Here is a 15,824-nt window from a genome sequence, read left to right on the forward strand (position 1 = left end):
ACTACGCAGGAAGTCATGGCACTTATGCCAACGCGGATTGGGCCTCCACCGCACAGCGTTGTGATCGCTCCCGCATCCCCCCTAGAGCCGCTCACAGCTCCTGTCGTGGTGAATCTTGGCATTTTCGACGAGGCAAGACGGAACATCAAGCAGCAGCTCGATACAGCCCTCAAGGCCGTCAGACTGCCGGTTGGGCCACTGGTGGTGACACCGGAACGGCAGCCTGTGAAGCTCAGTCTGCAGGGACTCCCAGCCAATCCCACCGTGTTACTGCCAGCTCTTGCCAGTACCCCGACGGCAAGCTCTCTCGTCGGCGCGGAGTCAGCCGTCTCCAGTTTCACCGAAGGAACCGCTCTGCCGGTAACGATCGAGGTGACCTGGTCGACCGGGCCTGCAGGGTCAGAGGCGTCCATCAAGCAACTGAGCCGCGATGCGGTCGAGCTGACTTTTGCGCCGAGAGTCGTAGAACGGCTCGACAACGCCCAGGGGCAAGCGTTGGACCGCACGGTCACGGCTACCGTATCCGCAACCGTAGCAGTGCCGGTACCGCAAATAGGTGTGGTGCAGAGTAGGCGGACTGTGCCGCCGATCCGGGTACGCATCGAGCCGCTTCTCGTGCCGACCTTTCTGGTGCTCTTCCGAGACGCCGCGTTTGACAGCAATGCCCTTGTCGTCGTTCCGCCCGGGTCACCCATCGGAACCCTCGACGAGTTGACTGGCGCCGGCGGCCATCTCGGGCGCATTGACGACTTGGTTGGGGGCCTCAGGGACAAGGTAGAAGTTGCCACGACACTGTTGGGATTTGTCACTGGATTGGGTTCAGTCCTGTCGACCCTTGGTCCACTACGCCGGGCCGCCAGTACCGGAAGAGTGAGGCTGATCAGCAGCCGCGACGACGGTTCGGTGAGAGATCTAAACAACCACAAGATCGAGGACGGGCCGTTCGGAATCGATCTGACTTGGGAGGACCGGACATCATCGTTGCTATTGGTGGGCCCGCCAGGAACGCGTGTCACCTTGTATGCGGCACCTCGCCTGCAAACTCATGAAGGGGTATTGGAGCTTGAAGTGGGACCGCAACTGCATGTACGCGTGGCCAGTCTGAAGCAACACCAACTTCGAGCGGCCCCCGACCCGAAACTCGCCAAGATCACTGGCACCCGTGATTTCAGCGATAAACTTTCCTCATTGAAATTCAGACTCACATTCCGTGCACCGCCCGCACCACTACCTCGGTGATTACTGCGACAATGATCTTGAGGAGCCCCTTATGCCTGCTACCTGGAGTAAGATCCACACAGGCATAATCTGCCTTCTACTCATTCTATTCGTAATCCTCTTCTTGACGCCGGAGCCTCAGTCGGGTGGCGCCTGGCTAACCTTCGCTGTGCTATTCCTGGCGCTGATCACTGCGGTCGGCAAGGGGGTGTGCGGAGTCTTGGCGGGTGCACTGATCGACGGCCGCGGCCGCATGAGCGCATCTCGACTTCAGTTGATCATGTGGAGCATCACGATTCTCTCTGCGCTCCTCACGGCGGTGAAATGGAATTTCCACAAGGGTAGCGAAAACCCTGTCGACATCACCGTGCCTGAACAGGTTTGGGTACTGCTAGGCATCAGTGCTACTTCCCTTGCTGGATCCGTGTTGGTGAAGAGCAACAAAGCCGGACCGCCCTCCCCTGCTGGAGCAGCAGCCCCCGCACGAGCCAACCTGCTCGCGACCAACCCCAGTGCCGATCAAGCAAGCCTTTCTGATCTGTTCTCCGGGGACGAGGTATCGAACAAGGATTATGTAGACATTGGCAAGGTTCAGGTGCTCTTCTTCACACTCGTCATTCTCCTGGGATACGCGTCATCCCTCTATGACACTCTGGCAGCGCGTCCCGATGCCATAAAAGAACTCCCTGACCTTTCTGAAGGAATTCTAACACTGCTGGGCATAAGCCACGCCGGATACTTGGTCGAGAAGGCAGCGCCGCACCATAGCTGATGGCATACCTGTCTGCCGAACAAGGGCGCCGTCTTTGGCGTGCTCAGCCGAACCTGTTCAGGATCACTTGCGGGAGGGTGTCCGCCGTGTTTCGAGCGCGGCATTTGGGTGGGCGCGGGTGGGCTATCCCATGGGCGCGGAGCGCCAAGGGAAAGGTTCGGAAATACGAGGGGAGGGCACAGAGCGTGCCCTGGTCCGCCATCAGAAGCAAAGACAGTCACCCAGGACAGTCGCTGCGCATTTTCCAAGATCGCATAACCTCTTCGGCGGGCGCCTCACCGAAGTCTGCCGGTACGCACCTCAAAGTCCCGAGCCGCAGAGGTGACAGTGCGAACAGCCGATGACAGTTGGCTGGCCACCTCCGAAATGGCCCTGGAGCCTGAGGCGTCCGACCCTGAGATATGGCAGCCTCTACATATCCGCTACACCACGTTCCAGCAGAGTGACGCAGCCTTTACAAATTCATCGCCTTGGGGCCGGCTAACATCGGGTTTCAGACGCACGCCACAAGGATCACCGCCGGAGCGGACGTTTCCGGCACGAGCACTGGTGCTATCGGTAGGTGCCAAGGGGCGAATGGTAACGGTGTTTTTGGAACCGGGACAGGCCAGGGAGGTGCTGGGGTCCACGGTGTTTCTAGCTCCTTTAACGGCAACGGCGTTATCGCAGCCTGTCACATCGGCCCCCAGGCTTTTGGGATTTGGGCCGCTTCGAGCTCAGGCTTGGCGGGGCGCTTCGACGGCCGGGTTTTGATCAACGGGAACCTCCAAGTCACCGGCTCCAAGTCGGCAGCTGTCCAGTTCTCGGACGGAACCCTTCGGCTTTTGTATGCAATCGAAAGCCCTGAGAGCTGGTTTGAAGACTTCGGGTTCGGGCGACTCGTCAATGGTCACGCTAAAATTATGCTTGACGAAGCGTTCGCATCTATCACCAGCAACGACCCATACCATGTCTTCATCACGGAGTACGAAGACAGCAACTCCCTTTACGTGGCAGCGCGAACAAACACCGGATTTGAAGTTCGCTCTAAAACATCAACGGGTGACGGAGATTTCAGCTACAGAGTCGTCGCCAAGCGGAACGACATTCCCACATCGCGGTTTGAGGACGCAGACCCGCACGAGAAACCAACAGACGCGGACGCAGAGTCGTCGGCGACTTGATGGTGGAGTCGTTCGACACCGTCCACTCCAAGCGCCCACGGCGTCGTCGCGGACTTAGAGCAGCCGGTTGACCAGCACATTGGCCGACATCCCAGAGTCGAGCCCCACCGGCCCTGCCCAGCCCATCAGCACTTCAGCTTCATCCTGGTCGTTCCCCAGCCTGCTCGGGGCATCATCGAGGCATGACGTTCGGGGGGCGAAGGCGGCGGCAGCGCCGCCGCTGGAACTTGCTGGCTGGTGCGTTGGACGGCGTCCCGCTGAGTCGACGGGGCACGATCGTGCGTTGACCGCGTGTGCGGTGACGTCTGTCCTATGGGCCTGGCAGGCAGGCCGGCGGTGTATCAGCCACAGATGCGTTGACCGACTCGCCCGCACGGCGAGCGCGTGCGCCAGGCGGGCGCCGGCACGGCCGGCCAGCATGACCGCCAGCCGCTGCAGCACCGCCTGTAGCCCAGCACTGCGTCGCCCGTGCCGGAAGGTCAGCCCGTCGGCCTGCTCAGCAAACGCCGAGAGCGTTCCGCAGGCGGGACACTCAGCACGCTCAACTGACGCGTTGGCCCGTACGATCACCAGCTCGTCATCGACTACGACGTCTTCGATCAAAACGCCTTCGGCGTTGGGGAACCACAGGTCCCGGAGGAGCGCATCACCCACGGCCGTTCATATCCCGCTTGTCGTGACCTCCGTGGCTCCGGCACTGAAAGTGATCCAGAACCCACATTGAGCCGTTGCTGACAGCTTCCGTCGGCGATGGCGGCGGAAGCGGTGCGCCAGCTGCATGCCGGCCGCGGCCGAAGCTCTGTCATGCTCGCTTGGGCTCATATGGACTCCAGCCATGCAGGTACGGGCGCAAGTCCTCTGGTGTGATCGCCGGAGGATCCGGTAGTCCTGGGTTTTGGGGTACGGGATCGATGCGGTCGGCGTAGGTCCGGGCCCAGGCAATCCATCGAGTGACCGCCGCGACCGCGTCGGGGGAGGTGCCGTGGTGGTCTTCCAGCGCGCGGCAGTAGGCGCGGATAGCGGTGGCTTCATGCCAGGCCTGGACCTGTGTGCGCAGGGTTTTCTGCCGGTGGTCTTCGATCAGGTCTGTGCGGGCTTGCGTCATCGCGGCCAGCCAGCGCTCTCGTGTCTGTTCCTCTTTGCGCTGCTGGGCGAGGCGTCGCTCGTGCTCGGTGTGGGCGCGATGGGCGATTTCTCGGAGGAGGGCGGGGAGTTTGTCTTCCAGGCGCCACCGTTGCCGGTCTCCCCAGTGGGAGCGGCGGCCTGGGTGCGCGTAGGAGTGCTTGAGGCTCAGCTCGAGTTGATGGGAGGGGCGTGTGGTGCGCGCCGTGACTCGCTGCCAGGCGTACTTCACGCCGCTGGGGTCGGGGACCTCGTAGGTGCCCTCGTGGAAGAACAGAGGATATGCACTCTTGGCGGCAGTGATCACCAGGCTGGCCGTTGAATCGGGGGCCGGGCTGCTGACCGTGAGGTTCCTGTCTTCCGCGGCGAGGCACAGGGCGTGAAGAATGCGGCGGGCGCGGTGCTGGCAGTCGGGGCAGACGGGGAGGGGCGCGTCCCTGGCCACGATGTGGAGGCGATCTGGCGGTACCTGGTCGGGGACGGCGATGGTGTCTGTTGCAGGTGTCGTGCGCGCTGGCGGGGGCCCTGTGCGCAGGGTGATGATCAGGTCGCCTTTGTCGCGGCCGCTGTACCGCAGATGGTGGCCGTCGGGGATCAGTTGGCCGGCGCGGGCGGCGTGCAGGATGCGGCGCCAGTGGGCACGCTCCGCGGGGTTGGGGTCGGTGATGTGAAAGGTGCCGCCGGATTGCTGGAGGCGAGTGATCAGCTCGGCCGCTTCTGTTTTCGCCGATGAGCGAGGTGTTCTTGGAAGTGGTGCAGGTTCTGGATCGATCTGAGCAAGGTGCTGACGGCCGGTTTCGGTGGGTGCAGCGGTCCAGCGTCCGTCGGCCCACGAGGTGGTGACAAGTCCCCTGTTGCGTAGGGCGTAGACGGTCGCGGCGAGGCCGGGGTCGTCGGAGGTGACGGGCGTGTTGTCGTGGCAGATGCGGCGTAGGACGTCGAGTTGGCGCTCGTTCAGCTTGATACGGGCCACGGTTTGTTCCTGTGGGTGCTGCGAGGATGGTTCAGAGGGTCAGTCTTCGTGCGGAGCTTGGCGCAGCGCTTCGAGGGGGATGCCGAGTTCGCGTTCAAACCGGTCGGCGGCTTTGGCTTGTCCGGTCTGGCGGAGACAGCCGATGGCCTGCTCCATGAGTTTGCCGATGCGGAGCACTTCCGCCCGCAGGGCCTTCAGCTCTTCGAAGCTCTCTACCGCCTCGGTGCCGCACCACTGGCGCAGCAGGTCGCGTGCCGGCTTGGAGCTGCGGTCGACCTCTGCGCAGATCTCAGGGCTGATGTAGGTGCCGGGATTCTTGCCGCGGCCGCGGTAGTAACGGCCGTGGATCGCGGCGCGCTGCGCTTGCCGTTCCTGTTCATCGAGCAGGGTCACGAGGTGGTCTGCCTTGGTGCGGGCCAGAAGGCATGCCACCTCGAGGGTTGTCGGCCATGGCGCGATCAGCGTGCCCTCGCTGTCGCTGAAGGCCCGCGGATCGGTGCGGAAGAAGTTTTCGGGGACGTCGAGGAGGCCAGCCAGCGCGGGCACGTCCTCGATGTACAGCACGCCGCGGTCGCGGTAGTTGACGCCGAACGACACCAGCTCCTCCCAGAGGTGCTCATCGTGCAGGATAGTGATCGCTCGGAAGGCGGTGTCTTCGTCGTCCGGGCTGTCTTTGGTCAGCTCGCTCCAGCGCTTCTCGTGTGCCAGCCAGGCGTCCTTGTCCTGCCACCGGATGCGTAGCCGGGCCGACGGTACCCATTCCTCACGGCCCTCGGCCTGTTCGGCGACGAAGAGCACCTTGATCCGCAGCGGGCGCTGGGTACCGATCTTCAGGACCTCGACCTCCTCGACCGGGCCGTGGTGCGGTGCCATTCGGTAGGCCCACCGCTCTCCCACCTCCATAAGGCGTTCCTCCTCTCATCAACACCGTGTCCGCCATGCTGCTCCTGCTGCAGCGTAGGGAGGTGCACGTCGCCGAACCGGTCATAGTGTTCGGGAGGTGCCGTCCGGCCTTGCCGAAAGTGTGTCGGGGCCTGGAACGGGCCCCGCAGTCGTTGAGGGTTCAGGGCCGGCGGAAGAGTCGTCGCACGGCTTTCCTCAGCCGTGCCAGCCGCGGCCGCGCATCAGAGATCGGCGCGGGCGGTGCCGAAACCGGTGCGGGCTCAGTCGATGGTTCGGCCATGCCCCCGGCTGCCGATGTGGCCGGTCGTGCTGGCGTCACGGCATGCAGGACAGCGGGCTGGGTTCGGCCGCGGGTGAACTGGGCGCGGGCTTGGGCGCGCCGGTAGCTTTCGCGGCCGTGCTGGGCGCGCTCGAGGCCGGTCATGGTCTGCGTCGCGGCGGCTAGCAGGGCGGGAGCAGTCAGGGCTCGTAGTGGGAGGGGTATCAGGCCCCACCAGGTTGCGTCCGGTGCCGGCCGGGGGTGGCTGATCTTCCAGTCACGCTGGTAGGTCGCGGCTGGGCCTGTCCAATCTTCTCCGATACGGGGTTCGTGGAGGACCGTGTGTCCGCCGAAGGGAACCAGAAGCAGTCCTTGGGCGCGCCAGGCCACGGCGATGGGGGTGGTGGCCAGGCGGCGTTGGGTGGGGGTGGGGGTGAGGCGCTCCAGCCGCTGGTTCTGCCGGTGGGGCCGCACAGTGATGTGTCCGATGTCGCGGGTGTGGGCGGGGTTGAGGCGGTCGTACAGCAGCCAGTGACGTGTGGTGGTGTCGCGGGCGGTGTGCGCCAGTTGATCGGCTTGGTGGGGGGAAAGATCGCTGGCGTAGGCGAGGTGGATGGTGGTGTTTTGCTGGTCGGAGTGCAGGCGCAGGGCCAGCACCGGTGGGCAGTTGCCGTCGGTGACGGTGGTGACTGCCAGCTCAATGCGCGCACCGGGCTGGGTGGCGTGGAGCTGTTCGGCCAGGGCGTGGGCGTTGCGGATGGCTGCGGGGACGCTGGCCTGGCGTGCGGGGCTGGCGTTGCAGCGGTCCGGGTCGTGGTGTGTGTGGCGGAAACGGGCGGTGAAGTCGGGGCGAGTGCGCGGGGCGCAGTACTCCAGGGGCAGTCCGCATGCCAGGCAGCGGTAGCGTCCCTGGGCTCGCCCTCGTGGAAGCTGCGGGGCCGGGCTGGCGAGGGTGGTGAGGTCGAGCAGAAGGCCTGTTTTGGTGTCGAGGGCAACGTCCCCGCTGCGAGGCCGTGGTCGGCGTGCGGTGAGGGCCGACGCGGATGCGGACGGCTGGGTGGCGGGGGCGCGGGTGCCGGTCTTCGCGGTCATGGGGGAGCTCCAAGACGAGGTCGGGGAAGAGCGGTTCGCCTCGAGCATGCGGCGGCCGCGAATTGTCCACACGGGCCGGGAAGGGTTCGCGCAGGTCGGCTCTGGACATTGTTGGCAATGTCCAGGACAACGGCATTGTGCAGGTGGGGGCAGGGATGGCCGACGGCAAGAAGCGAGGGCGTAAGCCGGCACCGATCCGGGCGGAGACACCTGAGGCGCGGCGGCTGACGGAGTTCCTGCGCGGGCTGCGGGAGCGATCCGGCAAGATCTACAAGGAGCTCGCGGCGGAGCTGAACTGGTCGCGGTCCAGCATCGGCAACCACTACAGCGGCACTGTCCCGCCCCGGGATGTCGTGGTGCGGCTCGTCGAGGCGACCGCGTTCCCGCATGAGATGGAGCAGAGGAAGGCGGAAGCAGTCCGTTTGTGGGAGCGCGCCGCCAATCCCCCCTCCGCCCAGGTGGCGGTGCGGCAGGAACCGGCCGGTGCCCACTCCGCGGTAGCCCGCTACATGCACGACGGGCGGTCCCGGTTATCCCAGGCCGACCAGCAAAGCCGTCGGCTCGCCAGGGAGTTGGCGACCGCTCAGGAACTGGTGGTGATGCTGACCGCACTCAACAGCAGCCTCGACGCTCGTATCCGGGAACTGGCCGCCACCCCGGACGAAGACAACAGCGAGCAGATCGAGCAACAGCTCACCCAGGTGATGCAGCAACTCGAGCAGGCGCAGAAGGACCTGACAGAGGCCCGGCAGGCACGCGATCAAGCAGAAGCACTGGCCGCGACCGCACGACGCCGCTGTCTGGAGCTCGAAGAAGAACTCGCTCTGCTGCGGCTGCTCGACCCAGATTCCTCGCCGCCTGCCGAGTCTGCTGAGCCGGAGCAGGGGCCGGGCCTCGATACAGAGGCGCTGCTCGCCGATCCGGCGGAAGCATTGCGCACCGCGCGGCGCCTGCTGGATGAGGGGCGCGCGCTGCGGGGAGAGGCAGCCGACGCTCTCGGGGTGGCTGCGGCCACCGTCGCCACGAGCCGGGTGGTACGGCGCAGTGAACGCTGGCAGGCCTCCGCACTGGTTCTGGGACGCGCCCTGGGTTGCGTGCTGGCCATGAGCGGCGCGGCCGTGCACGTCGCTACCGCACCGGCCTGGCACCTCTTGACCGCCCCGGTCGTAATGCTGGGCGTGTTTTTGGCCATCGACCCGTGGCGCTGGGGCGCCGTGGCGTGGCCCTGGCTGCGCGCCGTCCTCCGCCGGGAACCGCCGCCTCGGCAGCTGCCGATCCTGCTCGGTGATCTCACTCCCCGGCTGCTGCGCGGTCTGACCGCAGCGCTGTCGGCCGTCGGCGCTGGCTACACGACATCACTCGCCCGCGAAGACCATCTGTGGTGGCTCTATCTCACGCTGCCCGGCACCATGACCTTGGCCCTGGTCACGGTGTTCGGCTACGACCGCGACCTGGCCCGAACTTTCCGTGCCGCGCTCGCCGACATGCAAGCCGACCTCAAAGCTCCCGCCCTATCCACCCCAACGCCTCTCGGAGAGCAGCGCCAGCCGGCCCGGCAGCGGTGGATCCAGATCCTTGACGGCCGATGGTTCGACGCCCGCGTCGATGAAGTCAAAGCCTTCCTGCGCCGGCCGTGGAGCCCCCACACCCCTTGGTGGCTGCTGCTCTGCCTCATGCCTTTCGCGTTCATCGCGCTCATCCCCATCGGGGCAGTCCTCGAAAGGTTCTTCAGTCCTCTCACGGACCATGCAGGCGGCGTATGGTCCACCATCAGCCAGCCCGTCACCCACTTCCTTGCCATCCACACCCACGGACTGCCCCTGACAGCACAGGCCGCCCATGCGCTGTGGCTGGCGGGCGGCATCGCGATCGCGCTGCTGTCCGCCTCAACCCGCGCTTTCGCAGCACGCCTGACCTGGACCCTGTGGGGAGCCGCCACGGTCTGGATGACGTGGGCGGGCACACCCGCCACCGCGCGGCCCACAGCCGCAGGCCTGACAGCGATCATGTGGGGGATCGCGTCAGTTATTGCTCTCAACGGCGTCGGTGCCCGCCCTCGTGTCACCACCATCAACCTGATCGGTGACCTTCCCGCCGCCCTCCAGAAAAACTCCGCCACCGACCCGCCCGCACCCGACCAAAGCAGTCAGGACCCACGCGACGGCAAGCAGCAGCCGACAGCCGCCACGTGAGGCCAAGCGCATCAACGGTGTGTTCAGACGGGTTGGTCTCCGTCTCTGCAGTCTGAGTCCGCCGAGTGGCGGCACTTCCCTTAGCAGTCCGCCATTCGGTGCTCTGTGTGGTGACGCATTCAACAGCGCGATGGCGACGAACTCCACTGAGCAACCTCCTCCAGTGTGCGGCTCCTCAGCTCCCCGGGGCGGGGCCGCGGCCGTACATAACTGGAGAGGGACCGGGGGCCGGTTCTCTTGACATCTCCTCCAAGATCTTTTCCGGGCGTCCGTCATCCCCGCCAAAGCGACGGGAGGGAGCCAGCTCGATGTTGCGGTGACGGGGCGTGCGTCCGGAGCGGGTTGGTCGTTGTCGTCGTGGACGGCGCGACCACGCCCGCCCCCCCTCTTCAGGAAGGACGACGACCGTGGCCGACGCCCGGATCATGACGCCCGAGCAGGCGCGGACCCTCTTCGGCGGGGTGGCTGTCGACCGGATGCGGGCGGAGGCGGAGCGCTGGCACGAGTTCCTGCAGGCTCGGTTCGAGGAGGCTGAGCGGCGGCCGAAGTATCATCGGATGCTCGGCGAGGCGTACGGCCGGCTGACCGTGCACCTCGACCACTACGACACCGAGCAGGCACTGGAACAGCTCGACTGGATGCGGGCGGAGGCGCAGTTCTTCGCCAACCACCCGGCGTTCCCCACCGGGTCGGCGGACATTTAGAGGTCGTTCTCTTTCCGAACCCCGGGTGCGGATTCCGCTGGTCAGGCCTGTGATCGCAGGTGTCGCGGAAGTCTCGGCTCGTTGCTGGCCGCGATGTTGTGGGGGTGGCGGATGCCGTCGATGCGGGCGGTTTTGGAGGCCCGGCGGAAGGCCGCGGTGGTGCGAGTGGAGGAGCTCGAAGCCGAACTGGAGCGGGTGCGGACGGACTTGGCGGACGCGGAAGAGGTCCTCAGGCGCCGGGTGATCGGTCTCGAGCAGTATCTGGAGGCGCTGGCCGAGGAGGAGGCGCCCGCAGTGGCCGTCGGGGTATCGCGGAAGAGGCCGGTCGGACCGCGACGGGCGGTGCCTCACCGGGAGAACTCGGCCGGGATCGAGGACCTGTCGGTGGACTACCAGGCGGTGATAGCTGCCGCGGCGGACGCGGGAGCCGAGGGGCTGGGTGCCCGTCGGGCGGCGGTGGTGCTCGGCTGGGACAGCGCCTCACTTCCCGCGTCGAGGGTGCGAGAGCACGTCTGAAGAGGCTGGTGGAACGGGGCTGGCTGGCGGAGGTCAAGCCGGGACGGTTCACGCTGCCGACATCGGAGCAGGCCCAGGATGCTGGTGCTGTCGGGCGGCCAGGCGGCGGTTCAGAGTGAGATCATCGACCACCGGATGACGGCTTCGCTGGTGTCGGTGCGTCGCTCGTAGTCCCGGACCAGACGCCGGCTGCGCAGGAGCCAGGCGAAGGATCTCTCCACGACCCAGCGGCGGGGCAGTGCCTGGAAGCCGCGGACGTCTTCGCAGCGGCGGACGACGTCGAGGACGAGTCCGAGGTGCTGGGCAGTCCAGTCCTGGAGGTGGCCGCGGTAACCGGCGTCGGCCCAGATCCGCGAAAGTCCTCGCAAACGGCTCCTCGCCGCGGGCAGCAGGATGCGGGCGGCGTCCCGGTCAGTCGTGGACGCCGGCGTGACCAGCACGTCCAGCAGGAGTCCGAGGGTGTCGGTGAGCAGGTGCCGCTTGCGCCCGTTGATCTTCTTCCCGACGTCGAATCCCCGAGAGTCGTAAGCCACGGTGGCGTCCGCTTTCACCGACTGGGAATCGATGACAGCAGCACTCGGCTCCAGTGCACGGCCCGCAGCCCTGCGGACCGCCCGGTGCAGACGTTCATGCAGTTCGCTCACCAGCCCCGTACCCCGCCGGCGGGCGAAGAAGGCCTGTACTGAGCGCGAATCGGCCACGACGACTGCGGCGGCGGCGACATGGTTGTCGACGTGATCTGGATGCGTTTCCCCTGGTTTCTGAACAGCCCATAGCTCACCCTGACTTACACCTGGATCTGCATCGGGAGCTGGTCCTCTGGCTAGGTCAGCGTCATCTGTCCGCCACCCGGCGACCCAAAGGTCCGCAGGATCATCCGGGCAGGTCAGGCACATTCGTACAGCCTGAATGTGACCTGCGACACGGAGGATTGACCAAATTGAGTAACTCCACGTTAACTCTGCGCATCTTGTGGAAATCTTGTGGCTGGAGTGGACGCCGTGAATTTGGGGTGGGGTGTGGCGCCCGCGTTGAGGGGGCGAAGAAGTCATGGTGTGTTGCTGGGTAGTTTGGCAACCGCGCTGGTCTTGTCGGCGCTACCGGTACTGCCGATAGCGGAAGCCGCGCCACTGGCTACCGCAGAGGCGGAGTCGGGGGTGGTTGACGAGTCGACTGCGTTGGCTCAGGCGCAGGCTTCGGGCGCGCCAGTGGAGGTGACGGCGGACCGCACGGAGTACTCCACAACACATGCGAATCCGGACGGCACGTTCACACTTACGCAGTCCTCGACGCCTCAGCGCGTCAAGCAGGACAACGGTAGTTGGGGAGCCGTCGACCCCACGCTTGAGCGTCGGCCCGATGGGCGCATCGCTCCCAAGGGCGCTGTGGTCGATCTGTCCTTCTCTGGCGGTGGGTCGGGGGCAGACATGCTCCGCCTGGGCAAGGACGATCGGTCGGTCACCCTCGGATGGCGTGACGCGCTTCCCGAGCCGACACTGGACGGGGCCACGGCAACCTACGCCAACGTCTTCGACGGCGTGGACTTGCAGTTGACCGCTACCGCCGAGGGCTACCGTGAAGTGCTGGTCGTCAAGACGCCCGAGGCGGCTGAGAACCCCGCGCTGGAGCACGTAGAGCTCGCGGCCTCTGGGGACGGGCTCACTGTGGCGCCCGGCGCCGGCGGCGGTTTGCGCGCCCTTGACGAGGACGGAAACGCGGTCTTCCGCGGGCCCGCCGGGCAGATGTGGGACTCCGCCGGTGATACGGGGTCAGGTCCGCAGACTCAACTCCTCACGGCCGACACAGGCGTTCCGGCCAACGGCGAATCGCAGAACGACCCCTCACAGCCCGATGCGGGGGATGCAAGTGCCGTGCTGCCGGTGAAGGTGGATGACGGCAGCGTGGCTGTGCAGCCGGACCTGGAGTTGCTGCGCGGTGACGACACCGTCTACCCGGTGTATATCGACCCCTCCATAGGTCTGGGCGCCCAGGAGCGCACGAAGATCTCCTCCGACGAGGACGAGTTCTGGATGTTCGAGGGTGACAAGGGTGTCGGCAAGTGCGGAACCGCAGACGGCTATTCCTGCGGTAGTGGCTATGTCGATCGCATGTACTTCGAGTTCGCGCCGACGAAGCTCGCCGGCAAGTACGTGCTCGACGCCACCTTCCGGGCCAAGGAGACGTGGTCGTTCAACTGCGAACCCCACTGGGTCGACCTGGAGCGCACCGACAACATCTCCGAGGCCACCAACTGGCCAGGCCCTACGCAACTCGACCAGATGGGCGACCAGTACGTCTCTGCGGGACGCGGCAGTCTATGCACCCCAGATCAGCCCGACGCCTGGATCGAGTTCAATGACAGTCCAAATGAGCCGGACGAGAATCTCAAGAACACGGTCCGCTCCTTTGCGGACGGCAAGATCAACCGTCTGACGCTGATGCTGCGGGCCAAGGACGAGAGCGACCCACGGGCCTGGAAGCGGTTCGATGACAGTGCCGAACTGCAGGTCACCTTCGCCTACAAGCCTGGTGTGCCGACGGACGTTGGTCTCATCCCAGGCAACGGCACGACGGCGTACTGCAAGAAGTCTTCATCCGACCCGCTCATCGTCACCCGCACAACGCCGAAGGTGCAGGCCCGCGTCCAGACGCAGGTCGAGTCCTACAAGGGCGAAGAGGAAGGTTCGTTGCAGGCCGAGTTCGTCGTGGAGCGTGGCGACGACGCTGCTTGGCACCAGGTGTGGACCGGGCACTCGCCCGACACCGGCTGGCATCCGGACGGCACGCTGGAGAGACTTGCCACCAGCGAGCGAGCGGACGGCGGACTGTACCGCTACAAGGCGCGAACACAGTCCCACTGGTCCTACAGTGGCAAGAGCGGTGATCTCTGGTCCTCCTACAGTCCCTGGTGCTACTTCAAGGTCGATTCCTCGGCTCCGAAGGAGCCGCGGATCACGAGTGTTTCTCCGTACACCGAGTGCGCCACGATCTGTGACGGCAAGGGCGGCCCAGGCGTACCCGGCACCTTCACTTTTCAACCGAACACTGCGGACATCAACTCTTCCGGCCACACGGATGTGACGGCCTACGAGTGGAAGTTGCTGAACACTCCCGCCAAGTCGGTGCCCGGAAGCCTGAAGGTCACGGTCTCGAACGTGACTCCGCCGCTGGCGGGCACGCAGGTGCTGTCGGTACGGGCCAAGGACGTCTACAACCGGTGGGGTGCCTATCAGGAGTTCATCTTCAAGGTGACGCCCGCCGAGGCTGAGGTTGGCCGCTGGCACTTCAATGACGGTGCACCGGGCTCTGGGGTAATGACGGTCAAGGACACCGCTACGGTGGGGCCCCGTCATGATGCGACCCTGGTGGGAGCCGATGGGACCGGCTGGTCGACCAGAGCGCGGCGCGGCGAACTCGACTACTCGCTTCGCCTGAACGACGACACCCCTGATCCCGCGAAGCAGACCGGATACGCGGCGACGGCAGCCCCTGCCATCAATACCGAGTTGTCGTTCACGGTCTCCGCCTGGGTGCAGTTGTCCAACGCGTCAGCAAACCGGGTCGTGCTGTCCGCACCTGGCACTAACGGCAGCGCGTTCGCGCTGTACTACTCCGCTTCCTATAAGAAGTGGGTGTTCAACCGCACAGACAAGGACCTGACGAGCCCGGCATACATCCGGTCTTTGGCTGACCGTGAGAATCCGCCGCAGAACGTGTGGACGCACGTGGCAGGCGTGTTCAAGACGGAAGGCGACGATGACCTCCCCGACACCGACCCGGCCAACGACACCATCCAGCTGTTCGTCAACGGCCGGCCTCAGGGCCAACCGGTAGTCCTGTCAAAGGCAGCGTCCACTTACACGCCGTGGACCTCCAGCGGAGGACTGCAGTTCGGTCGCGCCAAGGCGGGTGGCAGCTATGGTGACTACCATTTCGGCCTGCTCGATGAAGCCGCTGTGTGGCAGCGCTTCCTGAACCCGGCGGAAATCGCGGACGAAGCCAAGCTCATGCAAGAGGGTGTGCCGGCCAACGAACTGGTCGCCCAGTGGGACGCCACAGCGGCCAAGGGCAGCCAGATCGCCGAGAGCACCGCGTACCCGCTGCCAGCGCTGACGCTGTCGGGTACCGGCGCAGTGCTGAACGAGGAGGACAACGCGCTGTTCCTGGACGGCACAGCTGGATACGCAGCGGCCGCGGGTCCGGCCATCGACGAGAGCGGCTCGTTCACGGTCTCTGCGAGCGTCCGCCTGGATTCGAATGCCCTCGGGGCCAAGCCTGTCGGGTACCGAGCGCAGGTCGCTGCCCAGCGCATGGGTGGCGAGTCCTCCTGGGCTCTGTGGGTGATGAAGCCCGCAGAGGGCGTTTACCAGTGGAAGTTCACGCGCACGGCGGTGGGCGCCGATGGCAAGGTCACTCAGAGCGCGGAGGTTCCGGCTGCGGATGTGGCCGCGACCGACACCTGGGTGCAGATCACTGGCACCTTCGATGCGCAAGAGACGTGGGAGTGGACCAACCCGTCCGACGGGGCGACGGAAACTCGTTACGGCAAGCTGCATCTGTACGTCGGAGAGTACGACCAGCCCTCTGAAGGGGCAGCTGGCTTCACGACCCCGCAGCAGGGCAGCGGCGAACTGAGCCTGGGCCGCGGAACCACCGCCAATAGCACCGGCAACTATCTGCTCGGTGGCCTTCAGGGCTTGCGGATTTGGGCCGGAGCCATGACCGCCGACCAGGTCCGCTCGCAGGTCCTCGCCACTCCCGACAACATCTGACGCCCCTTACATCGCTGCCGGGTGGATGCGCATGAGCGCTACCGCCCGGCAGCGGTGACGGTTCCGTAGTTCCTTCCCTTGCTCTTCCTTTCCGTCTCAACGGCACGCGCCCGGCGGGCTCCTGTCTGGCGCCGCACA

At 65.6% G+C, this 15,824-nt stretch carries 11 protein-coding genes and 1 pseudogene; 7 read left to right on the forward strand and 5 right to left on the reverse strand.

All coding sequences use genetic code 11. The annotated features are described in order from the left end of the window. The first annotated feature begins 105 nt into the window (after positions 1-105). From ACIREI_RS26460 to ACIREI_RS26470, 3 genes are all read left to right on the forward strand, one after another. Entirely contained in the window at positions 106-1,239 is a 1,134-nt protein-coding gene (locus ACIREI_RS26460) for a hypothetical protein (protein WP_403337477.1), read from the forward strand. 31 nt (positions 1,240-1,270) lie between these two features. Continuing rightward, complete coding sequence (locus ACIREI_RS26465; protein WP_403337480.1) at positions 1,271-1,990, forward strand: hypothetical protein; 720 nt, start codon at positions 1,271-1,273, stop codon at positions 1,988-1,990. Between the two features lie 722 nt (positions 1,991-2,712). Further along, the gene (locus ACIREI_RS26470; protein WP_403337482.1) at positions 2,713-3,153 is read left to right on the forward strand and encodes a hypothetical protein; all 441 of its coding nucleotides are present in this window, start codon (positions 2,713-2,715) and stop codon (positions 3,151-3,153) included. A gap of 54 nt (positions 3,154-3,207) precedes the next feature. Here ACIREI_RS26470 and ACIREI_RS26475 read toward each other — a convergent pair whose 3' ends face one another. The 4 genes from ACIREI_RS26475 to ACIREI_RS26490 all read right to left on the reverse strand — a co-directional run bounded on the left by ACIREI_RS26475 (position 3,208) and on the right by ACIREI_RS26490 (position 7,502). Continuing rightward, positions 3,208-3,807: a hypothetical protein gene (locus tag ACIREI_RS26475; RefSeq protein WP_403337485.1), complete on the reverse strand. Its 600-nt coding sequence runs from the start codon at positions 3,805-3,807 to the stop codon at positions 3,208-3,210. A gap of 148 nt (positions 3,808-3,955) precedes the next feature. After that, on the reverse strand, positions 3,956-5,248 hold the full coding sequence (locus ACIREI_RS26480; RefSeq protein ID WP_403337487.1) for a hypothetical protein: 1,293 nt from the start codon (positions 5,246-5,248) through the stop codon (positions 3,956-3,958). 39 nt (positions 5,249-5,287) lie between these two features. Beyond that, a complete protein-coding gene (locus ACIREI_RS26485; protein WP_403337490.1) occupies positions 5,288-6,151 on the reverse strand; it encodes a hypothetical protein in 864 nt (287 codons plus the stop codon). Positions 6,152-6,311: 160 nt separating this feature from the next. After that, positions 6,312-7,502 (reverse strand): hypothetical protein, encoded by a 1,191-nt coding sequence (locus tag ACIREI_RS26490; protein ID WP_403337492.1) that lies wholly within the window; start codon positions 7,500-7,502, stop codon positions 6,312-6,314. Positions 7,503-7,657: 155 nt separating this feature from the next. Between ACIREI_RS26490 and ACIREI_RS26495 the strand changes: the two genes are divergently transcribed. The 3 genes and pseudogenes from ACIREI_RS26495 to ACIREI_RS26505 all read left to right on the forward strand — a co-directional run bounded on the left by ACIREI_RS26495 (position 7,658) and on the right by ACIREI_RS26505 (position 11,033). Further along, positions 7,658-9,694, forward strand: coding sequence for a helix-turn-helix domain-containing protein (locus ACIREI_RS26495; protein ID WP_403337494.1), 2,037 nt, complete (start codon positions 7,658-7,660; stop codon positions 9,692-9,694). 407 nt (positions 9,695-10,101) lie between these two features. Continuing rightward, the gene (locus tag ACIREI_RS26500; protein WP_403337497.1) at positions 10,102-10,398 is read left to right on the forward strand and encodes a hypothetical protein; all 297 of its coding nucleotides are present in this window, start codon (positions 10,102-10,104) and stop codon (positions 10,396-10,398) included. Between the two features lie 120 nt (positions 10,399-10,518). Then, positions 10,519-11,033, forward strand: a pseudogene (locus ACIREI_RS26505) (hypothetical protein). Here ACIREI_RS26505 and ACIREI_RS26510 read toward each other — a convergent pair. Next, complete coding sequence (locus tag ACIREI_RS26510; protein ID WP_403337500.1) at positions 11,025-11,966, reverse strand: IS5 family transposase; 942 nt, start codon at positions 11,964-11,966, stop codon at positions 11,025-11,027. The pseudogene ACIREI_RS26505 and the gene ACIREI_RS26510 overlap by 9 nt on opposite strands. Positions 11,967-12,071: 105 nt before the next feature. On the opposite strand from ACIREI_RS26510, the gene ACIREI_RS26515 reads away from it, so the two are divergent. Next, complete coding sequence (locus ACIREI_RS26515; RefSeq protein ID WP_403337503.1) at positions 12,072-15,686, forward strand: LamG domain-containing protein; 3,615 nt, start codon at positions 12,072-12,074, stop codon at positions 15,684-15,686. Positions 15,687-15,824 lie beyond the last annotated feature (138 nt).

It is taken from the genome of Streptomyces sp. NPDC093591 (assembly GCF_044764885.1).
Lineage (GTDB): Bacteria > Actinomycetota > Actinomycetes > Streptomycetales > Streptomycetaceae > Streptomyces.